Source organism: Sneathiella marina (assembly GCF_023746535.1).
GTDB lineage: Bacteria > Pseudomonadota > Alphaproteobacteria > Sneathiellales > Sneathiellaceae > Sneathiella > Sneathiella marina.
Genome location: NZ_CP098747.1, coordinates 1,550,342 through 1,575,748 on the forward strand (window position 1 = coordinate 1,550,342; position 25,407 = coordinate 1,575,748).

Consider the following 25,407-nt stretch of genomic DNA (forward strand, 5'->3'; position numbering starts at 1 on the left):
AAAAAAGATAAAAAAATTGAGTTTTTGGAATTAGAGATTCGAAGGAGGCTGAACCCTGAAATCAATGCGATGTTTGCAAGTGAATTTAAAAAAAGGAAAATTGATGATGCTTAGAAAAATATTTCTGCTCGGTTTATTTTAGGGCACTGGAGATGGGATATCCTTATAAGATAGGCCTTCTAATACCAGCATTTTTACGAGGTACAGGAGGAGCAGAAAAAATAGCTCATGAAGTGGCGAAAATAATAATAAAGAACGGACATAAAGCTACAATTATATGCAATCCAAAACTCGCAAAACATGTAACTTTAAACCTGTCGAGAGAGATAGAAATTATTGAAGTCAATATCAATAGTGATCGAGGCATAAGAGAAATCAAATGTGAATTTGACGTGATTATTGGATTTGCCATGTCAGGATTTTTCAAAAGAATTTTGTCAATATCCGAAATATGGAATACACCTTTCATAATTCAGGAATGCACGAACCCAAACCGCATGATTGCCTCCATTTTTATCAATCAGCAGGATGGCTGCAAAACCCTTGAAGATGCATTTTGGATAAGGCAAACGGTGTTTTCTAAGGCCTCAGCCATTAGGCTTACTGCACCAGCGTATGAAAGTACCGTTCATCCTCAATATCACTCCCATACATACCCTTTTTACAATTCCTTTGAACCAAGTGAACCAATTGTGTTTAGGACTCTTCGGAAGAATATTATCTCCGTTGGGGGCATGAAGAATTCAAATAAAAACGGGATGGTGGCGGCCCAGTCATTTGCACGTTTTGCGGCCGGTAAACAGGGTTGGAAATTCATTCAATATGGAAAGAATAATTTTAAAAAAGAGCTGCGGGAATTGAGAAATATTTATCCGGATGTACGGTTGCTGGACTACGGGATCGAGCAAAATGTAGACAAAATCTATAACGGAGCCTATGGACTTGTCATTCCATCTTATGAAGAAGGATTACCCAATGTTGTTGTTGAAGCCTTTACCTACGGCATACCGTGTATAGGTTATTCCGATTGTGAAGGGGTCAATCACCTTATCAAAGATAATGAAAATGGGTTTTTGATTGATAGAAAAAATCCAGAAGCAATGGTCATTGCCCTCAACAATCTCGCCGATGAAGAAGTACGGTCTAGACTTTCGCGTAACGCCAGCAAGTTTGCCAGAGAAAGTTTCAGGAAACGTGATTTTGAACATAACTGGATGAATGTCATTCAATCAGCGCTACGACAAAATTCGCAAAATTTGTAACGAAGACTCAATTAATTTGGAACCGTAATTCTATTTACGTGCAGCATAAAAGAAAACACATTTGAATGATTGGAATTACTTCAAGAAAAGCCTCTATGATTCCTTGTGTAAACAGTTTTTTGGGGTCTGAGACTGCATTCACTGGCTCTCAAACACTACCAAAAAATGTCGATACAGTTGCCGGTTGGGGGATGAAGCGAAGTGGCAAGGCAGCTGAGCGCCTGGCTTATCAGCACGGGATAGAATGTCTTCGGCTCGAAGATGGATTTCTGCGTTCCTATGGACCGGGTGAAAAATATCCTCCCTTGTCGCTGATCGCAGATAAAACAGGTATTTACTATGACGCCACGCGCGCTTCAGATTTGGAAAATCTTCTGAATTCAGATGATAATCTCCTGCAAGGTATCGAGGTTGATGCTGATAGAGCGCGTCAATTGCTCGTGGAGCAAAAGCTCAGCAAATATAACATGGCGCCTGAGCCGAAGAGTTCCGTCTTCCCGGATACGGAGGTGTCACGCGTACTAGTTGTCGATCAAACCAAAGGAGATTCCAGTATTGACCTGGGCCTAGCCTGTGAAGAAACATTTCGGATTATGCTGGAGGCGGCCAGAGCAGAAAACCCCGACGCTATTCTCTATGTAAAGACGCACCCGGAAGTCAGTTCTGGTGACAAGAAAGGCCATCTGAGCTTCATAGAAGAGGATGCTAAAACAGTTCTTATTCGGGAAGAAATGTGTCCAATCAGCCTATTGTCTCACATGGATAAAGTATATGTGGTCACCTCTCAAATGGGATTTGAAGCACTGCTTGTCGGCAAGCCAGTGAGTTGTTTCGGTATGCCCTGGTATGCGGGCTGGGGAGTGACTGATGATCGGCAATTGAATTCACGGCGGACGCGAGACAGGTCTGTTCAAGAACTTTTTGCCGCCGCGTATTTTCATTACACGCACTATCTTGACCCCGTTACACGCAAAAGGGGTTCCATTTTTGATGTCATAAGCTTTTTGTGTTTACAGAAGGAGATGGCAGCAAGTCTTCAAAATAGGAGAACTATTTGCGTTGGGTTTCCAAACTGGAAGGCACAGAATGTCTTACCCTTTCTTGCCTTTGAGAGAAGAAAAGTTTCGTTTGTACGGCACGCAAGAAATTTGCACAAAAAGGATGTAAAATCTTCTGACAGGCTAATTTGTTGGGGTGCAGACACTCCGGCGGAACTGTTGGAAATGTCAAAAAAGACTGGGGCCAGCATTTGGCATATGGAGGATGGATTTATCAGGTCCGTTGGCTTGGGGTCGGATCTAATTCCTCCAAGTTCACTGGTTTTGGATCATGTCGGGATGTATTTCGATCCAAAACAGCCGTCTCATTTAGAAGAAATACTCAATAGGGCAGAATTTGATAAAGAAGATATAACCCGCGCTATTTGGATACGTAAATTTATTATTGATAACGCCTTGTGTAAATACAATCTGGAGAAGTTGGAGGCAACGAATTGGAGTAGTGCTGGCAAAAAGATAATATTGGTACCGGGTCAGGTTGAAGACGATGCGTCGATCAAATTGGGTTGTGAGTCCGTGAAAACAAATCTGGGGTTGTTGAAGGCGGTTCGTTCCGCCAACCCAGATGCTTATATCGTATACAAACCGCATCCTGACGTTTTGTTTGGTAAAAGGCCTGGCAACATCGATCGAGCCCAGGTTTATCAATTCGCAGACTATAGTGAGGAAAAGCGAGGGATAATAAGTTGCTTAGAAAGTTGTGATGCCGTGCATACCATGACTTCCCTGACCGGATTTGACGCTTTGTTAAGGGGTAAGCAGGTTACCGTTTACGGCAAGCCTTTTTATGCAGGATGGGGCCTCACAGATGACATTCACGATATCCCATGGCGTAAAAGAGTGCTGTCGATCGAGGAACTGGTTGTCGGCACATTAATTCGGTATCCGCTCTATTGGGACCAGAATCTAAGAGGCTTTACGAGCTGCGAAGCGGTTTTGCATCACTTGCGTGATTTACGTGATCAATTGATAAGTCGTGATGAACTTAAAAACTTGAATGGAGGCTATTTAAGGCGGCTAACTAGAAAGCTTCACCTATATTATCAGTCGACAATTCTGTGGAACAATTACTAGCCTAGAGGTCAATGCCAAACCGCGACAAATTGACGGGCTGGCCTGTTTTATCAGATTTCAACTGGAATTGACGGATAAGTGTGATTACGTTCAATCTAGTGAAAGGAGAGTATGATGATAACTGTGGAAAAAGATAAATCGGGTAATATCCTGAGGGCTGAAGTTTCCGGAAAGATCGAAGTCGAAGATTGGGATAGCGTCGCAAAGGCTATTGATCCGGTTATCGCGGAAAATGGTTCAGTTCGGCTGTTTCTTGATGCCAGCGACTTTGCAGGTTGGAAAGACCTCGAGGCAGCTCGTGCCCATTTTAAATTCGTCAAGGCCCATCACGAGAAAGTGGAGCGCATCGCGCTCATTGTGGATCATCATTGGCAGGGTTGGATGGCAGGTATCGCTGAAATCTTTGTAGATACAGAAATACGAACCTTTGAAGAAGATCAGAAAGAAGTTGCGGAAGATTGGTTGTCCAGTGACGAACAATCCTCTTTTTCCGTTCTGACAAGTGATAGTCCCGATATTATCGGGCTCAAAATCAATGATAAGCTAACAGGTGAAGACTATGAGAAATCGCTTTTGCCACTATTGAATGAGTTAATTGCGCAACATGGTAAAATTAAACTATATGTTGATATGACAGGTTTCAACGGCATGGAAATTTCGGCCTTCTGGCAGGATTTCAATTTTGGAATTCGGAACTGGAGCCATTTTGACAGGATGGCTGTTGTCGGGATGCGAGATTGGATGGAGGCACTAACGAAATTGATGTCGGCTATGATACCTGTTGAAATGAAAATGTTCGATGTAAAGGAGCAAGAAGAAGCTTGGCGTTGGATAAAGTCCTAGCTGATTGTTTGTCTCTGGAATGGAGGCAGCATATCCGCGTTTCCTAGTATTCCTGTCCCTCGAAATTTCTTTTTCTCGTCGGAATTCGTAATATAAGCATAAAAAATACAACGAGTGTCTTGATCCCGAGAGATCGCCTTAACTCAGTTTTCAGAATTGCCAAGGCGGCCTGCCTTTGTTTGTTTCTGCTGAGCAGCAATGCATGACGTCTTTGGGCAGAACTTCTCATCCTCTCAAACAGCTTTAAATGCCGAGGTGAGAAGGGAAAGGACCTTTCTAATTCTATAAGAGACTCCATCGCAACTGCTCGAGATGCCCAAACGCCAATTTGATCTCGTGAAAGACTATTATTTCTGAGATAGTATATCCCCAATGGATTAGAAATGACGTAAATGGGGTACTTGGCAAGCAGTCGAATGAATAGATGGAAATCTTCGTTGCCCCAAACCTCGGGCGGAAAAGGAACCCCCTGCACAGAAATGTCATCTAAAGTAGTTTTTCTAAACATAGTAAAAGATGGTAGAAAGCGGCCAGTGTTTTCCAGATAATAAGATAATCCTGAATCTACTGTTAAATACTGAATTTGCGACTCTATCGGAGTGTGTTCCGCTGCTATCTGAGCTGATCCTAGATCATAACATTTTTCGAAATTTGCAATACAAGCCCCCGCAGCTTTATTCGCTTCTAACACCGTTGCCATTTCAAAAAGAAATTCCGGGAAAAGGATATCGTCGGCGTCAAGAAACAATACATACGTTCCGGTAACCATGTTGTAGCCGGTATTTCGAGCATTTTGTACGCCGGAATTTTGTTCGTGCCGGATTACATTAACTGCGGGATAGGCGGTTTGTAAAAGGGCTTGGACTTCGATATCACTCCCGTCATCTACAACAAAAATTTCGAACGCGGGAAGGGTTTGATTACTCAAGGCATCCAATGTTGCGCATAGCGTTTCTTCATTATTGTACGCGGGAATAACGATCGAAACTTTTACATTCAATTGGTGGCATGATTTATTCAATTACTTCTTCCAGTGCAGCAGAAAACGATTTCTGCCAGCTATCCCAATTTAGCTCATTGTCATATTTTTCCCTTGCGGCGGTTCCCATTCGTATAAGTGATTTCTTATCTCCCCATAATTTAGATATCTCTTGTGCAAATTCCTCTCCTCCGGCTTTAAGCGGAAGTAGAATACCGGTCTTGTTGTCTTCCACCACGGACCCGATACCGCCAGTGTTTGTTGCCAAAACAGGTGTAGCGAATGCCGCTGCTTCAGCAAAGACAAGTCCGAAGGCTTCCGCACGAGTGGGTAAAATAAAAAATGAAGCATCGGCAAATAGCTGATTAAAGAGACTAAACTGCGATGGATCATTTTTTTGAATGTTTTTATGTATGGTAATTCCATTAGGTGGCGAAGAAGCAAAAGGATCGCAACCCACAATATCCATTGTGATCTTCATACCGGAAGATTGGAGAATCTGAAAAGCGCTCAATGCAATGTCACCGCCTTTTCGTTGCCATTCTTTGCCGACAAAAAGTAATCTGCAGCCATTTTCGAATTTTTTACGATAGTAATCTTCTGTGAGGATTGGTAGTTCTCTTACGTTCGCGCCAAACTTTATAATTTTCGTCTTTTCTGGCTCAGTTCCATAATGGCCAATAGCGGAATCTCGGGCCCAGTCAGAGGGAAAAATCGCTAACTCCGATCTTTCTAGAACGTTGCTTTCAAGAATATTTCCCTTAGTTCTTAACCATGCAGGTACAAATGATCTTTTTGGGTAATAGTCACTTAGAACCATATATGTGGCGTCAGATATATGGATAATTGGTAGCTCTGTCGAAAGGCTTGCCAGTTCAGAAGATGCAACAATACCGATAACAGCATGAGGCCCTATAGCATCAAGCCTTTTATCCAGATTTTTACTGACATACTTGCTGTATGTTGGTGTGAGGGATAAATCGATATTGCATCTAAGAAAAAGCCAGCAAAGATTTTTTATTACTTTGATAAATATCTGTAGCGGATAATAATCTCTTGTATGAACCATATGCAAATCATGCCCGGATTTCCGCAGCTCATTTATAATGAAGAACGGTGTCCCTGACCAACTCGCCATCTTTTCCGGATCGGAGCGTGTAACAATTGCAATCTTCATTGGGCTATTTTTAAAATGAGATCCATACTTATCAAAATACAGTCCTAGTGTGCTAATTTGGTTAACATCGCTAAATGACTTTATAAAGGGATTATGCCACATTGACGGTGCTATTATCTAAAAATATCTATTTAGATCGGTTTTAGGGGAATGGTCGTCTGCTTGCTAAATTTGCGACTTCAGAATTATTAATTTGATTTGGCTCAACAATGATAAAAGCGCTTACATTTGACACTGGTGGAACCATCCTTGATTGGCATAGCGGAATAACTTCGGCTCTTGCCTCAGTTGGTCGGAAGCATGACTTAGAACGAGATTGGGCTGCAATTGCAAATGACTATAGGGCTCAATCATTGCGGGCCATGGTGAATGCGGGATCAGATTCACCAGCAGAATTCAACATTGACGACGTTCACCGGGAAAAGCTATCTGAAATTGTTTCGAGTTATGACCTTGAGGCATTTTCATCTGAGGAAAGGGATAAAATCTGGCGAACCTGGCATGAGCTCGACTGCTGGCCGGATTTTCCTCAGTCCCTGCAAGAGATGCGTGACAATTTCATTGTCGCGTCTTTCACCATTCTCTCAGTATCCTTAATTGTAGACACGGCAAAGCGCAATGGATTGACCTGGGATGCTGTATTTTCCTGTGAGATGATAGGGCGTTATAAAATACTTCCCGCTGCCTATGAACAGGTAGCAAAATGGCTTGTTCTCGACCCAAGCGAGATAATGATGGTGGCCTGTCATAATATTGATTTAAATGCCGCACGAGCCGTAGGATACAAAACTGCATTTGTCCGGCGGCCCGACGAGTGGGGAGTTGCTGGACCGCCAGATCCCGATCCAGACGAGCACCATGACATTATCGCGCATGATTTTCCGGATCTCGTCATGCAGTTAGAAAGATACCGCGCCTAATCAAACAGGTGACAGGCTACCGCGACATTGTCCGAAATATTCTGTAAAGCCGGTCGGTCCCCGTGGCATTTTTCAAAGACTTTAGGGCAACGCGGGTTAAACGGACAGCCATTTGGTGGGTCCATGGGCGAGGGGAGTTCGCCTTTCAGGACAATACGTTCAGAGACGTGATTGGGATCTGCGACCGGCGTTGCCGAGAGAAGAGCTTGTGTATAGGGATGAGAGGGATTAGCAAATACTTCTTTGGCAGGGCCCTGTTCTACTGGGCGCCCCAGATACATAACCATGACGTCATCCGCAATATGCCGGACGACGGACAAGTCGTGACTGATAAATAAATAGGCGAGGTTCATTCGTTCCTGAAGCTCAGTCAGTAAATTGAGAACCTGAGCCTGAATGGAGAGATCGAGGGCGGAAACAGGTTCGTCGAGTACAAGTATGTCCGGCTCCAACATTAATGCACGTGCAATAGCGATACGTTGGCGTTGCCCGCCCGAAAACATATGAGGGTAACGATCGAATTGCTCAGGTCGTAAGCCGACATTGGCCATCATTTCCTGTGCCCGGGCACGGCGTTCCGATGCGTTCAATTTCGTATTTACAAGCAACGGCTCCTCCAATGCTGCCCCGACCCGTTGCCGCGGATTGAGGGAGCTGTATGGATCCTGAAACACTATTTGAACTTTCGGCCGAAGATGGGCGAGCGCTTTCATAGAAGCGGTCGCAATATCTTCCTCACCAATTACCAGGGAACCGCTGGTCGCTGGCTCTATCATTGTCACCAGCCGCGCCAATGTTGACTTTCCACAGCCGCTTTCTCCAACGACCGCTAAGGTCTTTCCGCGCTCTAGTGTAAAGCTTGCACCGGCGAGCGCTTTGAGGGAAAGTTTCGACTTGAAGGCCCCGGCGGAGATCGGATAGTGACGCGCCAGATCAGTAGCAGTGAGGACAGTATCATTGCTCATGCTACAGCCTCATCTTTTCCGGGATGGCCTTCAGGGCTGCCCCCTTTAAGAGGATAATGACAAAGAGCGGAACCAAAGCCGGCATTTGCAGCTACGGGCCTTTCTGAGCGGCACCGGGATGTTGCATAGGCGCATCGGGGGGAAAAAAGGCATCCAGCAGGCCGATCGAATTGCCCCGGTACAACACCGGGAATTGACGCCAGCTTTTTGCCGACGGCACGTTCCGGTAAGGCTGAAAGCAGGGCTTGGGTGTAAGGATGATGCGGCTCTGAGAAAAGACCTTTAACATCCTGCATTTCAATGCGCTGCCCGGCATACTGAACTGATACCCGTTGAGCGGTTTCCGCTACCACTCCCATATCATGCGTGATCAATACCAGAGCCATGCCGGTATCCTGCTGTAACTTGAGAAGCAGGTCAATAATCTGGGCTTGAATAGTGACATCCAGCGCGGTTGTCGGCTCATCGGCAATTAACAGTTTGGGCTGACAGGCTATAGCCATGGCGATCATGACCCGCTGGTTCATACCGCCGGAAAGCTGGTGAGGAAAGGAAGACAGGCGTTTTTCAGGCGCCGGAATACCAACTTGTTCCAATAAATTGACAATGCGCTCTTTCTTTTCACGGCGGCTTAGTTTGAGATGCGCTTGCAAAGCCTCACCAAGTTGGAAGCCGACGGTGAAGCAGGGGTTGAGGCTGGTCATCGGCTCTTGAAAAATCATCGCGATATCTTTGCCGATAATATTCCGCCGTTCTTTTGGTCGCATATTTAGCATATCTTGGCCATCAACAGCCATAATATCGGCGGTGATGGTCGCCGTCCAGGGAAGGAGACCCATAACGGCCAGCATGGCGACAGATTTGCCGGAACCGGATTCGCCGACAACGGCCAGAACCTCACTTTTCTCCACCGTCAGTGACACATTATCTACGGCCCGGAAATTTCCATGCGCAGTCCGAAAATCAACACTAAGATTTTTAACTTCCAGCAAGCTCATATCAAGATCTCCGAAGTTTGGGGTCTAGAGCATCGCGTATTCCATCTCCCATCAGATTGATGGCCAGAACAGTGAGTAATATGGCGATCCCTGGCAGGGTAACAACCCACCAGGCGCGCAAGATAAACTCACGGGCCTCAGCAAGCATGGTCCCCCATTCCGGCGTTGGAGGCTGGGCACCCATCCCCAAAAATCCCAAGGCTGCCGCATCGAGGATTGCCGTCGAAAAGGACAATGCGCCCTGGACAATAAGAGGAGCGAGACAATTGGGTAGAATGGTGTTGAACATCAGGCGCGGTGTTTTTACGCCAGCAACACGTGCCGCAGTTACATAATCCTTTGAGCGTTCCCCCATGACAGCCGCACGGGTAAGCCGGACATAATGCGGTTGTTGAACAATGGCGATAGCAATCATGGCATTGACCAGGCTTGGGCCGAGAATGGCGACCAAAGCAAGGGCGAGCAGGATGGCAGGAAAGGATAGGATAACGTCCATGATCCGCATGATCAGCGTATCCAGAATACCTCCAACAAAGCCGGAAATCAGGCCAACAATGATACCGACACTCAACGCCAGTGAGACCACGATACAACCAACAAATAATGAATACCGGCTTCCGTAAATAAGCCGGGAAAGCATGTCGCGGCCAACCGGATCAGTTCCCAGAATAAATTTCCACGATCCCCCTTCCTGCCAAACTGGCGGGACAAGGAGCGCGTCGCGAAACTGTTCTACTGCCGTATGCGGTGCAACAACATCGGCAAATATGGCGATCAGACAGATAAAAAGGAAAAACCACATGCCGGCAACAGCGCCCTTGTTTTCCTTGAAATACTTCCAGAACTCAATCAACAATGCCAGACGTGTTGTCTTGCGATTGTCGAGATCTTCTGGGATGGGTGCAAGCGTGTCTGTCATGTCAGCCCCCCGTATGCCGGATTTTCGGATTAATAAGGCCATACATCAAATCAACAATCAGGTTGACGATCATGACGATGGTGGCGATGAGCAGCAAGCCGCCTTGCACGGAGGGATAATCCCGACGCGAAATGGAATCAACCATCCATTTGCCAACGCCAGGCCAGGAAAAGATGGTTTCCGTCAGAATGGCGCCGCCCAGTAGGACACCGACCTGAAGACCGATTGTCGTGATAACCGGGATCAAAGCATTCCGCAGCGCATGAACACCAACAACTCTTTTTGGAGAAAGGCCTTTTGCCTTCGCAGTTCGGACATAATCCTCACCAAGCACTTCCAGCATTGCTGATCTTGTCTGGCGGGCGATTACGGCCAGTGGAATGGTTCCCAGAACAATAGTTGGCAAGATCAGATGCGAGACCGCGGAGGAAAAGGCACCCTTTTGTCCGGAGAGCAAGCTGTCGATCAGCATAAAGCCGGTAACTTGCGGGAAAAAATAAATCAATGAAATCCGCCCGGACACCGGAGTCCAGCCGAGAATTCCTGAAAAAAGGATAATGAGCAGCAACCCCCACCAGAATATCGGCATGGAATATCCGACCAACGCTGTCCCCATGGCAGTATGGTCGAACCAGGTGCTGCGTTTGACAGCGGCAATTGCCCCGGCAGTAACACCGATTATTGTTGCAAAGATAATAGCGCAGAGTGCGAGCTCGAAAGTCGCTGGAAAGAGTGTGAAGAATTCTTCAAGTACCGGTTTCTTGGTTACCAGCGAATTTCCCAGATCCCCCTGCAGGACCCCCAGGAGATATTCCAGAAACTGCTCCCAAATAGGTCGGTTATACCCAAATTTTTCAAGAAGCTCGGCGTGGCGCTCAGGTGTCAATCCACGTTCCCCAGCCATCAGAAGGACAGGATCGCCCGGAAGCAGCCGGATAAAACTGAACGCGGCTATTGTCACGCCCAAAAATGTTGGGACGAGAAGGCCGACGCGCCTTAAAATAAAATAAAACATGTGCTAATCGATAAATGCTCTGTCACCAGCAAAAAATGCTGGTGACAGAAATTATGCCATTAACCGGCAGGCCTAATTGACAAGATCAACGCCATAGAAGACATGGCCGCCGAAAGGATCGATTTTATAGCCGTCTACTTCATTCCGCATTGCTTTAAAAACAACGGAATGGGCTATTGTTGCCCAAGGTGCCTGTTCCTTGAAGACCACCTGCGCCTGTTCATAGAGCTTGGTGCGTTCGTCAACGTCAGAAGTGATTTTTGCCTTCTGAATAATGTCTTCAAACTCCTTGTTACACCATTGTGCGCGGTTGGAACCACCGACACCGTCACAACCGAGCAATACGGCCAGGAAGTTATCAGGATCGCCGTTGTCTCCGGTCCAGCCAAGCAAGACAGCACCATCGCGGTCAATTTCCTTTGACCGTTTCAGATATTCGCCCCATTCGTAGGAAACAATCTCTACGTCAACACCGACTTCTTTGAAATCAGCTTGAATGAGTTCCGCCATCCGACGGGCATTCGGGTTGTAGGGGCGTTGGACAGGCATTGCCCAGATTTTCATTTTCAAGTCTTTGACACCGGCATCATCCAGCATCTTTTTGGCAGCTGCAGGATCATAACTGTCATCCTGTATCGCCTCATTATAAGACCAGATGGTCGGTGGAATAGGGTTCTTCGCAGCCTTGCCAGCTCCTTGGAAAACCGCATCCAATATTGCCTGCTTGTTGATGGATTTATTCAAGGCTTTGCGTACCTCTGGATTATCAAAGGGTGCAACTTGCGTATTGTAAGCAAGATACCCGACATTCAAGCCTTCCTGTTCGGGAAGCTTCAAACTGCTGTCATCGCGAATGGCTTGCAGGTCTGCCGGGTTCGGATACGGATTGAAATGACATTCACCGGCAAGAAGGCGCTGGTGACGAACGGATGAATCTGGCGTAATGGCGAAAATCAAATCGTCAATTTTTGCCCGGCCGGCCCAATAGTCATCATGAGCTTTATAGCGAATGACAGCGTCCTTTTGATAATTGACAAACTTGAAAGGGCCCGTTCCAACTGGTTTCTGGTTGAGATCTTCCATGTTGCCTGACGCGGCCAATTGATCCGCATATTCCTTGGACATAATGGACGCGAAATCCATGCCCAGATTTGCAATCATCGGTGCTTCCGGCCTGTTCAAGATGAATTTGACTGTATTATCATCGACTTTAACAACATCTTTAAGGAGATCCGGCATGGACATACCGTCAAAATACTCCCAGGCGGTACCCGCCGTATATTGATTCCATGGATGATCTTTATCCAGCTGCCGCTTGAAAGAGAAGACAACGTCATCAGCGTTCATGTCGCGGCTTGGTGTAAAATAATCCGTTGTATGAAATTTAACGCCTTTACGGAGGTTGAATGTGTATTCCAGCCCATCGTCAGAAACCGACCAGCTTTCGGCAAGTCCGGGTCCAATTGAGGTTGTTCCAATTTCAAATTCTGCAAGTTTATTATATACCTGCCGGGAAGACGCATCGAAAGTCGTCCCTGCTGTATAAAGCGCTGGATCAAAACCCTCTGGTGAGCCTTCTGAGCAATGAACAAGTGTTTTCGCCTGCGCACTGCCAATCATCATCGCCGACGCCAATACAGCTGACAGCAATAGTTTTTTGGATCCCATTATTTCACTCCCTGATATTTAATGGATGATCTGATTCCTGTTAGTCCCTCTCAGATCTGGCAACGACCTTACCTAATTATTTTACAGTTGGAAATAGTTATTAGTTTTGTCAGTTAAATTGCTGGATTATATAAGAATTCTGCAATTAAAAATATTCTGCTGTTGGCGTTTCGTACACGTAAACCTTTAATTAGGAGAGCGAAACTTTCCATTAGAGTTATTACAAAAGGGAATCAGCCGCTTCTGAAGCAATTTCAAAGGCCCTCAGTCTTGCTGCATGATCAAAGATCTGAGCAGTCAAAATGATTTCATCTGCGGCTGTTTCATTCTTGAATTTGACCAGGTCTCTGCGGATATCCTCCGGATCTCCAAGCGCTGTATATGTCATAAATCGTGAAATAACGGCTTGCTCCTGAGGACCTAACTGATCGCCAAAGCCTTTCACTGGTGGTGGAAGCTGTACTGGATTTCCAGTTGCGAGTTTGATCACGCCTTGCATCAGAGACGTAGAGATGTAATCAGCCTCTTCCTTTGTATCGGCAGCTTGTAAATTCATTGCAGCAATTACATAAGGTTCTGAAAGCTGCGCTGAGGGGCGAAAATCCCGTCGGTAAATATGAAGGGCTTCTTGCAGGTGAGTGGGGGCAAAATGGGAGGCAAAGGCGTAGGGCAGGCCTAGATAGGCAGCAAGTTGCGCGCCGTACAAGCTGGAGCCAAGAATATAAAGCGGTATGTGTAATCCGGCGCCGGGCACGGCTTTTAAACGCTGACCCGGTTCCGGATCCGCGAAATATTGTTGAAGCTCCTGTATGTCTGCTGGAAAGCTATCCACATCACTGGTCATGGATCGGCGCAGGGCATGGGCTGTCAATCCATCAGTTCCGGGGGCCCGGCCCAAGCCAAGATCAATACGATCGGGATACAGGGAGGCGAGGGTCCCGAATTGCTCGGCAATCACCAATGGTGCATGATTTGGCAGCATAACACCGCCGGATCCCAACCGAATTGAATTGGTATGCGCGCCGACATGGGCCAGCAGGACTGAGGTTGCGGCACTGGCAATACCCGGAATGTTATGATGCTCCGCGAGCCAGTACCGATAAAACCCTTTCTTTTCAGCTAGCTGGGCGATTTCGACTGAATTGCGAAAAGATTGGGCGGCGTCGCTACCTTGTGTGATAGGGGCCAGGTCCAGAACCGATAATCGTGTCATATTATGGAATTGCCTTTTTAATTGCTTTGTTCAGTGATGGCGGTTTTCATTGCGCTTTGTCAAGGCAGATTAAGAAAGCAGCTTTGCCTGCAGCGCAATGTCGGGTACGCTACGGGCCTTGGGGATGCAATTTGCTGTTTGGGAGAACACATGCCGCTTGAAATCGCCTATTCACCGTTGCTGGTGATGGCGTCAATTGCAATCGCGATAACCGCATCATTTACGGCCCTGAGGATGACCTCCAATTTACGCCTGATGACGGTGGCACAGCGAAAAAGACGGGTTGCCCAAGGTGCCTTGGCTCTGGGCGGCGGGATCTGGTCCATGCATTTTGTCGGCATGTTGGCCGTGGATATGCCGTTGTCGCTGGCCTACGCGCCTTTGCCAACACTTGGATCAGCCCTTATCGCAATTTTGGTGACGGGGGCGGCCCTGCTGTCGCTGCATTTTGGTGTGCGGAACAAGAAACGTATTGCCATCGCCGGTGTGATCACCGGCATCGGGATTGTCGCAATGCATTATCTGGGGATGAGCGCCATTTCCGCGAACTGTATTGTCACTTACAATCCGGTGGGGCTGGTGGTCGCGGTAACAATTGGTATTGCAGCGTCCATTGCCGCCATGGAACTTGCCTATGGGCAGCGCACCTTAAAAGCCGCTATCGCGGGAGCCGTCGTCCTTGGGCTTGCTATTTCTGCCATGCATTATTCAGCCATGTATTTCACAATTTTCAGCATAAATACCGATGTGGTTGCAACACCGGTTTTGAGTAAAGATACATTGGCATTGATCGTCGCTCTGGCGTCCTTCTTTATCTGCGGATTATTCCTGTTATCGGCCGTACCGTCGGGTGTTGAGCCTGCGACATCGACCGCAAATGATGAGAATGCCCCGGCAATAGCGGAAAATGAGGCGCTGCTGAATGGAAGGGACGAGGTTACCGCCAAGGCAGCTTCCTCGGTCGCGTTTTCGCGGGCCATGTCTCAATCAACGGAGGATATAAATGATGGTCGCATTCCCTATGACAGAAACAAAACCATCCGCTTCTTGCCGTCCTCAGCCATTCTGATGGCGCAGGCTGATGGACATTATACCAAGCTTCATAACGGGGAAGAGGAACTGTTCTGTCCCTGGCCAATTTCCCGGCTTGAGAAAAAGCTGAGCCCCAGCATGTTTATCCGCACGCATCGCAGCTATTTGGTTAATCGCCAGAAGATTACCGGACTGCGTCGTGACGGTGACAAGGCCTTCTGTTTAATGGGGGACGAGACGAATATTGAAGCGCCGGTCAGCCGCGGGCGATTGGCAGAACTACGTGAAATATTAAAAATCGGATAGCTATTCGATTGGAGTTGCGTCCGCATTTCGTGCAGAATTTTCGCATTTCGTGCACCATAGGCGTTATCTAAGACTGTTACCTTACCTTCTGCCCAGATTTTGCCTCATGCTCTTCCCAACCGCGAAGTAATCGCTGGATCAGGCCAAAATCAGTGTCTGAATATTAATATTTAGGGAGGAGCATCAGAATGATACCCGGGTCATTTGACTATCATCGACCGCAATCCATTTCCGAAGCTGTCGGCATGCTGGCAGATATGGGAGACGATGCGATCATCGTTGCTGGCGGACACAGCCTGATACCGATGATGAAATTGCGCATGGCATTGCCAGAGCATCTCATCGATATTCAGGATATTTCCGATATCAAGGGAATTACCGTTTCTGGATCGGAGGTAACCATCGGCGCCATGGTGACGCAAGCCGAGCTGATCGGTTCGGAAGAAATTCATGCTGTCTGCCCGATTTTACGCGAAACAGCCCTGCAGATTGCCGATCCTCAAATCAGAAATGTCGGAACAGTTGGCGGCAATGTGGCCAACGGAGATCCTGGCAATGATATGCCGGCGCTCATGCAGGCCCTTGATGCGACTTTCGTCCTGGCCGGTGGATCCGGTAGTCGTGACGTCAAGGCGCGTGACTTCTACGAAGCCGCGTTTTTTACGGCGCGTGAAGAAGGCGAAATACTGACCGCCATAAAATTCACGGCACCGCCCGCTGGCCATGGGTACGCCTATATGAAGCAGAAACGCAAGATCGGTGATTATGCGACCGCTGCCGCCGCTGTCATGCTGACCTTGAATAATGGGACGGTAAGCTCGGCCTCGATCGGTCTTACAAATGTGGCGGATACGCCTCTTTATGCTGACGCTGCTGTGGCTGCGCTTGTGGGCTCATCTTTGGATGATGCCAGTATTAAAGCTGCCGTGGAGGCCGCAAAGTCTATTACTGATCCGGCCATTGACGGTCGAGGTCCCAAAGAATTTCGCACTCATATTTTGGGCGTTATGGTTGAACGCGCCATTCGCGCTGCTGCGGCCAACGCGGCCTAATCACATCTTGTCGGAGAAAAAAATGTCAAAAATGCATGTTAAAATGACGGTAAACGGCAAGGAAGTGGAAGCCCTAGCCGAGCCGCGCACGCTCTTAATTCACTTCCTTCGCGAAGATCAACAACTGACCGGTCCGCATATTGGCTGTGATACGGGTCATTGTGGGGCCTGTACAGTCGATATGGATGGAAAGTCGGTTAAGTCTTGTATGACCTTTGTCGGCCAATCCAACGGAAAAAATGTCACCACAATAGAAGGAATTGCGCATCCCGACGGCACCTTGCATGCCTTACAGGAAGCGTTTCGGGAGCATCACGGGTTGCAATGCGGGTTTTGCACACCGGGAATGATTACCCGGGCGCATCGTTTGCTCCAGGAAAATCCATCACCGACGGAAGAGGAAATTCGCTATGGAATTTCCGGCAATCTTTGTCGGTGCACCGGATATCAGAATATTGTCAAGGCCATCACGGTCGCTGCGGATATGCTCAACGCTCAGGAGGCAGCAGAATAACATGAATGATCAAGCACCCCTATCCCGGGAAGATCGGGTAAAAAACCTTAAAGGTATCGGCTCAGAACGGAAACGCGTCGAGGATGCCAGATTTACGCAAGGCAAAGGTAACTATGTTGACGATATAAATTTACCGGGCATGTTGTTCGGCGATTTCGTCCGCTCCCCTTACGGTCACGCGCGGATCAAAAGCATCGATAAGGAAGCGGCGCTGGCAGTGCCCGGCGTTGTTGCGGTTTTGACGGCAGAAGATCTCAAACCGCTTAACCTCCATTATATGCCGACTTTGGCCGGGGATGTGCAGGCGGTTCTTGCGGACGAGAAAGTCCTGTTTCAAAGCCAGGAAGTCGCCTTTGTCATCGCTGAAGATCGCTACATCGCGGCCGATGCTGTCGAGCTGGTGGAAGTGGATTATGAGGAATTGCCGGCTTTGACCGATGCCTTTAAGGCATTGGATGAAGATGCGCCGTTACTCCGCGAAGATATAAAGGATAAAATGGAAGGGGCCCATGGTCCCCGTAAGCATCATAACCATATCTTTCTGTGGGAAGAGGGCGATAAGGATGGCACGGAAAAAGCGCTGTCTGATGCGGAAGTGGTTGCCGAAGAATTGATTACGTATCAACGGGTCCATCCTTGCCCGCTGGAAACCTGCGGCTGTGTGGCCTCTATGGACAAGATCAACGGCAAACTGACTTTGTGGGGTACTTTTCAGGCGCCGCACGCGGTTCGAACAGTGGCCTCCCTGATCACCAACATCGCGGAGCATAATATCCGGGTGGTTTCACCTGATATAGGCGGCGGCTTCGGCAACAAGGTCGGTGTTTATCCGGGATATATCTGCGCAGCCGTGGCGTCTATCGTCACTGGAGTTCCGGTTAAATGGGTTGAAGACCGGATGGAAAACCTGACGGCAACCGCTTTCGCCCGCGACTATCATATGACCGGTAAAATTGCCGCGACCAAAGACGGTAAAATTACAGGTCTATGGTGCCATGTGTTGGCTGATCATGGGGCTTTTGATGCCTGTGCGGACCCAACCAAGTTCCCGGCAGGATTTTTCCATATCGTGACCGGGTCCTATGATATTCCGGTGGCTTATGTTGGCGTTGACGGTGTCTATACAAATAAGGCGCCGGGCGGGGTGGCGTATCGTTGTTCGTTCCGGGTAACGGAAGCGGCGTATTTGATTGAGCGCATGATTGAAATTCTGGCGCTGAAACTGGATATGGATCCTGTGGAACTTCGAATGAAGAACTTCATCCGAAAGGAGCAATTCCCGTATCAGTCCGCACTTGGATGGGAATATGACAGCGGTGACTATCATACAGCCATGGAAAAAGGCATGGCCGCAGTCGAATATGACGCCCTGCGCAAAGAACAGGCCGAAAACCGGGCCGCCTTTGATCGCGGGGAAACCCGGACCTTGATGGGGGTCGGTACAGCCTTCTTCACGGAGATCGTTGGTGCCGGGCCGGTAAAGAACTGCGACATACTTGGTCTTGGCATGTTTGACAGCTGCGAAATTCGCATCCATCCGACCGGGTCGGCCATTGCGCGTCTTGGTACCATTAGCCAGGGGCAGGGGCATGCAACGACATTTGCCCAGATTCTGGCAACTGAAATTGGTATCCCGGCGGAAGATATTACCCTGGAGGAAGGGGATACGGACACGGCGCCTTATGGTCTGGGGACCTATGGCTCGCGGTCGACGCCGGTGGCCGGTGCCGCCACCGCCATGGCCGGGCGAAAGATCCGCGCCAAGGCGCAGATGATTGCGGCGTATTTGCTGGAAGTCCATGAAGGAGATCTGGAATGGGATGTGGACCGGTTCCAGATCAAGGGAAATCCGGAAGCCCATAAAACCATGAAAGAGCTGGCCTTTGCATCCTACAATCAGGCCATTCCGGGATTGGAGCCCGGCCTTGAAGCGGTGTCCTATTATGATCCGCCGAATATGACCTATCCTTTTGGTGCCTATTTCTGCGTCGTTGATGTGGATGTGGATACTGGTGTCGTAGATATCCGGCGTTTCTACGCCTTGGATGATTGCGGTACCCGTATCAATCCGATGATCATTGAGGGGCAGGTTCATGGCGGACTGACAGAGGCCCTTGCCATCGCCATGGGACAGCATATTACCTATGACGAAGGCGGAAATGTGCATGGCGGCAGCCTGATGGACTTCTTCTTGCCGACCGCCGTGGAAACACCGGTTTGGGAAACTGATTATACGACAACCCCGTCGCCCCATCACCCCATCGGGGCCAAGGGCGTCGGTGAAAGCCCCAACGTGGGTGGTGTACCGGCTTTTTCAAATGCGGTTCACGATGCGTTCGCTCATAAGGGTTTGACCCATACTCAAATGCCCCATGATCATTGGCGCGTATGGCAGACTGCCCAAAAACTAGGGCTGACTGACTAGGACATTGGTCGGGGCCGGGTGACTTTTCCCGGCCCCGCACTATTTGGTAGGGGTAAGATGACGGAAAACAGAAACATACGCGATCAACTGCGGGCGGCGGATTATGTGGCGGATGACGCCCTGTCCACGGCCTTGCAACTGGCGATCAATCTCAAGCGGCCCTTGTTGCTGGAAGGGGAGGCAGGAGTTGGCAAAACAGAAGTGGCAAAAGCTTTGGCTTCTATCATGCAGACCAATCTTATACGCTTACAATGTTATGAAGGTCTGGACGCGGCTGCGGCGATATACGAATGGAACTACCAAAAGCAGCTGCTGTATATAAAGGCTTCGGAGCGGGAAGATAAAACGGCCTCGCAAGTCGAGCAGCATATATTTACCGAAGATTTTTTGCTCGAACGTCCTTTGCTACAAGCCATTGGTCAGGAAATCTCCCCGGTGTTGCTGATCGATGAGATTGATCGGGCGGATGAGGAGTTTGAAGCCTATCTTCTTGAAATCCTGTCTGATTTCCAAATTACGGTGCCTGAACTTGGCACCATAACGGCGACGTCAGTTCCGCATGTCATCCTCACGTCCAACGGGACAAGAGAGTTATCTGACGCATTGCGTCGGCGATGCCTGTATTCCTATGTGGATTTTCCGTCGCAAGCGCGGGAACTGGAAATTATCCTGTCTCGTGTGCCGGATATTGAAGCAGGCCTTGCCGACCAGATATCTCGTTTTGTCCTGAATTTGAGGAAGGAAGAACTGGAGAAAAATCCCGGCGTTGCGGAAACGCTAGATTGGGCGGCGGCGCTTGTCGGATTGAAAATCAGCAGTTTGGACGGAGATCTTGAGACCATCCAGTCGACGCTGATCTGTCTGCTGAAAACAGAAACGGACCTTAAATCCATCACCAAGGAGGTTGCCAGCCGACTACTCGGTAAAGCGGCGTAATATGGAGCCCATTAGCCATCATATTCAGGATAAAAATATCCTCGAAAACCACCCGTTGGCAGCACGCATGGCCGGGTTTATTGATCATTTGCGCATGAATGAGTATGCCCTGGGTCCCGCCGAGACACAGATGGCATTACGCGTTATCGGTGATCCTTTTTCAGGTTTGGATGATGCTCGTCTGAAGTTGAAAGTCCTGTTGACCGGCCGGCCGGAGGAATGGCGGCAGTTTGACGATTTATTTGAGGCCTACTGGACAAGGCTCGGCAAGGAACGGGCCAGCTGGCAGCATGAGAAAAATGTTCGCAACCGCACCAAAGCCTCCCTGCCTGAAGCCTGGAAAGAGCATCTGTCAGCGTCGGTGCCCGAAGGCGGGAATGCACCGCAGATTGAGACCGAAGGCGTGGCGGAAGTTGAAGGCGAGGCGTCGGGTCGCCTGATCGCAACGGACAAAACTTCTCAGATGCGAACGGATTTACGCCAGTATGTGGATGCCGATGAAATCCGGGAAGCTGAGAAACTTGCCTATCGCATCGCCAGTGCCATGCGATACAGGCTATCCCGCCGGCACCGGTTGTCGGTGCAAGGATCGAAACTTGATTTGCGCCGGACGATCCGGCGGAGTCTGGGGACCGGCGGGGAGCCGATTTCCCTGAAATGGCGCGCGCGCCCCGATCGTCCGATCCGGCTTGTTGTCTTTCTGGATGTGTCCGGCTCCATGAAGCATTACAGCCGGTTTTTTCTGCAATTCGTGAAAGGACTGGTCTGTCAGTGGATGGAAGCAGACGCCTATCTGGTTCATACGAAACTGATCCGCGTCACCGATGTGGTCCGCGATAAAAACTCGACGAAGGCGATGACCCGCCTGTCGCTGATGGCGGAGGGGTTTGGCGGTGGAACCAGGCTCGGGCAAAGTCTGGCGCAGTTCAACTCTCAATATGCCAAGCGTAGCCTCAACGGTCGGTCGGTTGTTTTGATCCTGAGTGATGGCTACGACACCGGGCCGGCGGATCAATTGGCCGAAGAATTGAAACGCCTGAAAAAACGGGCCCCAAAATTGATCTGGTTAAATCCGCTGCTGGGCTGGCGACAGTATGAACCGGTTACTCAGGCGATGGCCGCGGCACAGCCCCATATCGATTATTTCGCGGCCGCCAATACGCTGGAAAGCCTGGCGGCGCTCGAGCCGGAAATCGCCAGGGTATAAGGAAGGGAGGGTTTATATGGTTACATCCAGGAAAACGCTCGATCTGATTGAGAAACTGCGCGCCCGCGGACAGAGTTTCTGTGTCGCCACCGTATTGCGGACAGCGGACAGCACTTCGGCCCGTGCCGGGGCAAAAGCCGTTGTGACGCCTGAAGGCGATTTACATGGATTTGTCGGCGGCGGCTGCGTTACGGGCGCCGTGCGCCGGGCGGCCTTGCAAAGCCTTGAGCTGGGCGAGCCGCAAATGATCCGGGTCAAACCCAAAGATGAGGTGGTGACAACAACCGATGTGGATGGGGTCACCTTGCATAAGTCCAGTTGCCCCAGCGGCGGCACCGTGGATATATTTCTTGAGCCCATGAAAGCGGCGCGTATTCTGCTGATTTGTGGCGCGTCGCCGATTGCGCAAGCCATTCTATCCGTCGCACAATGCCTGGATGCCCATCTAATTGTCGCAGCCTCCGAGGAAGACCATGAAAAAATGCCGGGCGCCGCGGCTTATCTGGATGGCTTCGATCTGGATGCATTGACTTTGGATACTCAGGATGCTGCTATTGTTGCGACGCAGGGCAAACGGGACAGAGATGCATTGCGCGCTGTTATTGCCTCCGGTGCGGGGTACAAAGGGATGGTTTGCAGCCGACGTAAGTTGAATACGCTAAAAGAAGAACTGCTGAGTGAAAACCTCAATCTGAAGGCCGGTTTCGACGCGCTATACGCGCCTGCCGGCTTGAATATCGGTGCCATTGAGCCCGAGGAAATCGGCCTTGCTGTCATCACGGAAATCATCGCCCATCGTCGGCAACAGAGTGATCGACAACAACAACCGCAAAATGATGTCGATCAGGAAGTAGGGTGACATGGCCTCGGTTCTGCAAAGACTGGATGTGTTGATGCTGGCGGCGGGGCAATCCCGGCGCATGGGGGCCGAAAATAAACTGCTGATGCCGTTCAGGTCGACCACCCTGATCCGTCATGTGACCGAGCAGCTGATCGCGGCGAACCTTGGTGAAGTACTGGTTGTCACCGGGTTTGATGCAGAACGGGTAACCAATGAACTACTGGATTTGCCGGTGAGATTTTGCCATAACAGCGATTACGAAATGGGTCAGATGTCGTCCGTTCGGGCCGGATGCCGCGTCCTCACGGGCCCGCGCGAGGGGATGATGGTGGCCCTGTCCGATATGCCCTTCCTGAGTGCAGAAGATTACTGCCGGTTACATAGACGGTTCCGGGCTCAGTCCGCACCGAAAATACTGATCCCCGATTATGCGGGAGAACGAGGGAATCCGATCATTATTCCCCGCGAGTTTATTGCAGATATTGCCAAGGGGACGATGAAGGCGGGATGCCGGAAACTGGTGCGCGATCACCCGGAAAAAACCGAGATATTTGCTGTGGATAGCAGTGCATATATCGCCGATATTGATACGCCGGGTGATTATGAGCACCTGCTCAACACCGCGCTCGCAGCCCGGGCACCTTGTTGTTAAAAAAAAACGGCCGTACCCGGGATCCGGGATACGGCCGCTTGTCAATTTAGCAGGCTCGGTATGCTAGGCTGCTTTAGCCTTGTTTTTCCGACGCCAGGCCATAAAGCCGAGGGCGGCGAGGCCGGCGCCATAAAGCGGCAGGGCAGCGGGGAGCGGAACGGCTGAAATCTCGACATTCATTTCCGTCTTGGCGAGCCGGGTCCCATCATTGGAAAAGGCTTCCAGCATAAAATTATATATGCCGGTGGCGTTCGGATCGAAAGTGGGATCCAGGAAGGTTCCCAACCACCATGAATTTTGCGCGACATTATTTTCGCTGATCAAGGCTGCATATTCCAATGGATTAGCTGCTTCTTCCCCGCCTCCTTGCGGCGTGCTGTTGGTGCCAATGGAATTATCAGCATAGGGAACATTTATCGGATCGAAAGTGATATAGGAGGTGCCGACACCGGGGTCGGTATCAATAGACAGAAGATATCTGTAATCTGACAACGCAGCGCCATCATCACGGCCATCAACATTTGAATTTACGGACCATTCGAAGTTCCAAAGCGGGCGAGTGGCTGTCGGGTTTCCCGGTCCGTTACCCGGATCAAACGTATAGGTTGTTGTGCCATTGTTGGGAAAAGTATTTTCTTTCGGAAAACGCACTTTCGCGCGCAGGCCCAATTCGACGTTATTCTGGGTGTCGACAGCAAAACCGCCATTTGCATTTCCGCTGCCGAAAATGGCATTCGGTGTGACATCGGTATTTGCGACAATGGCTGCATTGGCATTAAATGCGAGGAAGGCTGCGCCGGCCACAAGGGCTGAAGCGGTAATATTCTTTAGCGTCATAGTTTTTCTTTCTTTAGGTGCCTTACCCGGCATTACCGCATAAATTGCAGCTCGCAGGGCTGAACTGGATTCTCGTTAGGTGATTTAGAAGGGCGATCTATTTCGTTCGCTTCAAAGTAGAGAAAATTTTTGATAATTTCAATTAAATTTTTTTATGGTATTCTCGTTTTAATAGGCCGGTACGGTTGAAAAATAATATAATTATGGCGATTTCAGAAATATATGCGATTCAAATGCACATAATAAGTGTGAATTTGGTTTTTCACGGACGGGTCGCTGAATTTTACGACTGTCCGTGCCAATCCTGATTTGGTATAACTGCAAAAATGGAAAAAACAATAATAAAAAAACCATTCCCTCTTTGGGCGCTGGCGTCCATGAGTACTGCCTATTTCATGGTGGGTACCTCGAGCCTGTCCGTCATCGGTCTGACATATGAAATCGCGGATGGCTTAAGGGTCTCCCCTGCGGATATCGCCTTTCTGATCACCGTCTTTGCCCTGACATTCGCCATTGCCGCCCCCTTGACGCAAGTGTTCCTGTATCGGCTTCCGCGGATTACAATCCTCTCAATGGGGCTCATTATCCTGGCGGGTGCGCAGGTCATGGGGGCCTATGCCACCAGTTACGAAATGCTGTTTATATCCCGGGGTATTATGGGGCTGGGGGCCGCCTCGGTAAGCCCCATGTGTTCCGCCATCGGGGCAGGGCTGGCACCGCAGGAGCAACAGGGGCGGGCCATGGGGATTGTGTTTGCCGGCCTGACGGTTGCCTCTGTGCTGGGAACACCGCTGACGGCGTATCTGGGGACCCTGATCGGCTGGCGGAATGTCCTGTTGCTGCTGGCTTTTTGTTGCCTGTTGTCCATGACCGCCGTGCTGTTGCTGGTGCGCGATAGAAATCCCGGGGCGGAATCATCGCTGCGACACCTGATGCGTGCGCTTATGGGGCGCAGATCGTCGGGGGCAATCCTCATGACATTCCTGCAGATGACGTCGATTTTCTGCACATATGCATTGATCGCACCTTATATGACCGACAAATTCAATATGCCGGAGAACCTGATTGCGGTGGTGTTGCTTGTCTATGGCGTCAACGGGGTTCTGGGCAATGTCTTTGCCGGACGGTTGGGGGACCGGTTTGGGCCGGACAAGATAATCCTGATCAGCCTGCTGGGGCTCGCCGCAGGGTTGCTGATCCTGCAATTTGTCGCGCCTGTCTTATTGCTGGCGTTTATCGGGGTATCCTGCTGGGCTTTCTTCGGGATGATGTTTCATTCCCCGCAACAGCAGCGCATCGCCAATATTGATCCGGCGCAGCGCAGCCTGTTGCTGGCGCTCAACGCGTCGGCCCTGTATCTGGGCATCTCAATCGGGTCGTGGATTTCCAATGTCACTTATGTGGCGTTCGGGCATGATGTGCTGCCCCTGGTTTCGCTGGGCGTCCTGTTGATATGCATGGTGCCTTTCGGCTTGTTTGTCTTGTTCGGATCAGGCAAAAAGAAAAGCTGACAG

General features: G+C 49.5%; 22 protein-coding genes. 13 read left to right on the plus strand and 9 right to left on the minus strand.

Annotated elements, in window-relative coordinates:
* Nucleotides 1–152 precede the first annotated feature (152 nt).
* The 3 genes from NBZ79_RS07445 to NBZ79_RS07455 all read left to right on the plus strand — a co-directional run bounded on the left by NBZ79_RS07445 (nucleotide 153) and on the right by NBZ79_RS07455 (nucleotide 4,237).
* On the plus strand, nucleotides 153–1,262 hold the full coding sequence (locus tag NBZ79_RS07445) for a glycosyltransferase (RefSeq protein ID WP_251936969.1): 1,110 nt from the start codon (nucleotides 153–155) through the stop codon (nucleotides 1,260–1,262).
* 95 nt (nucleotides 1,263–1,357) lie between these two features.
* Nucleotides 1,358–3,394 (plus strand): capsular polysaccharide biosynthesis protein, encoded by a 2,037-nt coding sequence (locus NBZ79_RS07450; RefSeq protein WP_251936970.1) that lies wholly within the window; start codon nucleotides 1,358–1,360, stop codon nucleotides 3,392–3,394.
* Between the two features lie 111 nt (nucleotides 3,395–3,505).
* Nucleotides 3,506–4,237, plus strand: coding sequence for a SpoIIAA family protein (locus tag NBZ79_RS07455; protein WP_251936972.1), 732 nt, complete (start codon nucleotides 3,506–3,508; stop codon nucleotides 4,235–4,237).
* Between the two features lie 43 nt (nucleotides 4,238–4,280).
* On the opposite strand, the gene NBZ79_RS07460 is transcribed toward NBZ79_RS07455, so the two are convergent.
* Both NBZ79_RS07460 and NBZ79_RS07465 read right to left on the minus strand, forming a co-directional pair.
* Nucleotides 4,281–5,258: a glycosyltransferase family 2 protein gene (locus tag NBZ79_RS07460; RefSeq protein ID WP_251936975.1), complete on the minus strand. Its 978-nt coding sequence runs from the start codon at nucleotides 5,256–5,258 to the stop codon at nucleotides 4,281–4,283.
* On the minus strand, nucleotides 5,251–6,495 hold the full coding sequence (locus tag NBZ79_RS07465; protein ID WP_251936976.1) for a glycosyltransferase family 4 protein: 1,245 nt from the start codon (nucleotides 6,493–6,495) through the stop codon (nucleotides 5,251–5,253). The genes NBZ79_RS07460 and NBZ79_RS07465 overlap by 8 nt, the downstream gene beginning before the upstream one ends.
* A gap of 107 nt (nucleotides 6,496–6,602) precedes the next feature.
* Between NBZ79_RS07465 and NBZ79_RS07470 the strand changes: the two genes are divergently transcribed.
* Complete coding sequence (locus NBZ79_RS07470) at nucleotides 6,603–7,313, plus strand: HAD-IA family hydrolase (protein WP_251936979.1); 711 nt, start codon at nucleotides 6,603–6,605, stop codon at nucleotides 7,311–7,313.
* Here the strand turns inward: NBZ79_RS07470 and NBZ79_RS07475 are convergent.
* The 6 genes from NBZ79_RS07475 to NBZ79_RS07500 all read right to left on the minus strand — a co-directional run bounded on the left by NBZ79_RS07475 (nucleotide 7,310) and on the right by NBZ79_RS07500 (nucleotide 14,091).
* A complete protein-coding gene (locus NBZ79_RS07475; protein ID WP_251936981.1) occupies nucleotides 7,310–8,278 on the minus strand; it encodes a dipeptide ABC transporter ATP-binding protein in 969 nt (322 codons plus the stop codon). The genes NBZ79_RS07470 and NBZ79_RS07475 overlap by 4 nt on opposite strands.
* Nucleotides 8,275–9,276: an ABC transporter ATP-binding protein gene (locus NBZ79_RS07480; RefSeq protein WP_251936983.1), complete on the minus strand. Its 1,002-nt coding sequence runs from the start codon at nucleotides 9,274–9,276 to the stop codon at nucleotides 8,275–8,277. Before NBZ79_RS07480 ends, NBZ79_RS07475 begins: the two co-directional genes overlap by 4 nt.
* Nucleotide 9,277: 1 nt before the next feature.
* Complete coding sequence (locus NBZ79_RS07485; RefSeq protein ID WP_251936985.1) at nucleotides 9,278–10,195, minus strand: ABC transporter permease subunit; 918 nt, start codon at nucleotides 10,193–10,195, stop codon at nucleotides 9,278–9,280.
* A gap of 1 nt (nucleotide 10,196) precedes the next feature.
* On the minus strand, nucleotides 10,197–11,210 hold the full coding sequence (locus NBZ79_RS07490) for an ABC transporter permease subunit (RefSeq protein ID WP_251936988.1): 1,014 nt from the start codon (nucleotides 11,208–11,210) through the stop codon (nucleotides 10,197–10,199).
* Between the two features lie 72 nt (nucleotides 11,211–11,282).
* Complete coding sequence (locus tag NBZ79_RS07495; RefSeq protein WP_251936990.1) at nucleotides 11,283–12,878, minus strand: ABC transporter substrate-binding protein; 1,596 nt, start codon at nucleotides 12,876–12,878, stop codon at nucleotides 11,283–11,285.
* A 220-nt stretch (nucleotides 12,879–13,098) separates the two neighbouring features.
* Nucleotides 13,099–14,091 carry an LLM class flavin-dependent oxidoreductase gene (locus tag NBZ79_RS07500; protein ID WP_251936992.1) on the minus strand — a complete coding sequence of 331 codons (993 nt, stop codon included), beginning with the start codon at nucleotides 14,089–14,091 and terminating at the stop codon, nucleotides 13,099–13,101.
* Between the two features lie 150 nt (nucleotides 14,092–14,241).
* Here NBZ79_RS07500 and NBZ79_RS07505 point away from each other — a divergent pair, with 150 nt between their 5' ends.
* The 8 genes from NBZ79_RS07505 (at nucleotide 14,242) to NBZ79_RS07540 (ending at nucleotide 23,056) form a co-directional block, all read left to right on the plus strand.
* A complete protein-coding gene (locus NBZ79_RS07505; protein ID WP_251936994.1) occupies nucleotides 14,242–15,429 on the plus strand; it encodes an MHYT domain-containing protein in 1,188 nt (395 codons plus the stop codon).
* Nucleotides 15,430–15,617: 188 nt separating this feature from the next.
* Nucleotides 15,618–16,481: an FAD binding domain-containing protein gene (locus NBZ79_RS07510; protein WP_251936995.1), complete on the plus strand. Its 864-nt coding sequence runs from the start codon at nucleotides 15,618–15,620 to the stop codon at nucleotides 16,479–16,481.
* Nucleotides 16,482–16,503: 22 nt separating this feature from the next.
* Complete coding sequence (locus NBZ79_RS07515) at nucleotides 16,504–16,995, plus strand: (2Fe-2S)-binding protein (RefSeq protein ID WP_251936997.1); 492 nt, start codon at nucleotides 16,504–16,506, stop codon at nucleotides 16,993–16,995.
* A 1-nt stretch (nucleotide 16,996) separates the two neighbouring features.
* Nucleotides 16,997–19,420 (plus strand): aerobic carbon-monoxide dehydrogenase large subunit, encoded by a 2,424-nt coding sequence (locus NBZ79_RS07520; RefSeq protein WP_251936999.1) that lies wholly within the window; start codon nucleotides 16,997–16,999, stop codon nucleotides 19,418–19,420.
* A 57-nt stretch (nucleotides 19,421–19,477) separates the two neighbouring features.
* Nucleotides 19,478–20,356, plus strand: a complete 879-nt coding sequence (locus tag NBZ79_RS07525) for an AAA family ATPase (protein ID WP_251937000.1) — start codon at nucleotides 19,478–19,480, stop codon at nucleotides 20,354–20,356.
* 1 nt (nucleotide 20,357) lies between these two features.
* Nucleotides 20,358–21,563: a vWA domain-containing protein gene (locus NBZ79_RS07530; RefSeq protein ID WP_251937002.1), complete on the plus strand. Its 1,206-nt coding sequence runs from the start codon at nucleotides 20,358–20,360 to the stop codon at nucleotides 21,561–21,563.
* A gap of 16 nt (nucleotides 21,564–21,579) precedes the next feature.
* Entirely contained in the window at nucleotides 21,580–22,422 is an 843-nt protein-coding gene (locus NBZ79_RS07535) for an XdhC family protein (protein ID WP_251937004.1), read from the plus strand.
* A gap of 1 nt (nucleotide 22,423) precedes the next feature.
* Nucleotides 22,424–23,056: a nucleotidyltransferase family protein gene (locus tag NBZ79_RS07540; protein WP_251937006.1), complete on the plus strand. Its 633-nt coding sequence runs from the start codon at nucleotides 22,424–22,426 to the stop codon at nucleotides 23,054–23,056.
* A 63-nt stretch (nucleotides 23,057–23,119) separates the two neighbouring features.
* On the opposite strand, the gene NBZ79_RS07545 is transcribed toward NBZ79_RS07540, so the two are convergent.
* On the minus strand, nucleotides 23,120–23,893 hold the full coding sequence (locus tag NBZ79_RS07545) for a VPLPA-CTERM sorting domain-containing protein (RefSeq protein ID WP_251937009.1): 774 nt from the start codon (nucleotides 23,891–23,893) through the stop codon (nucleotides 23,120–23,122).
* A 377-nt stretch (nucleotides 23,894–24,270) separates the two neighbouring features.
* Between NBZ79_RS07545 and NBZ79_RS07550 the strand changes: the two genes are divergently transcribed.
* On the plus strand, nucleotides 24,271–25,404 hold the full coding sequence (locus NBZ79_RS07550) for an MFS transporter (RefSeq protein WP_251937012.1): 1,134 nt from the start codon (nucleotides 24,271–24,273) through the stop codon (nucleotides 25,402–25,404).
* The last annotated feature ends 3 nt before the right edge of the window (nucleotides 25,405–25,407 follow it).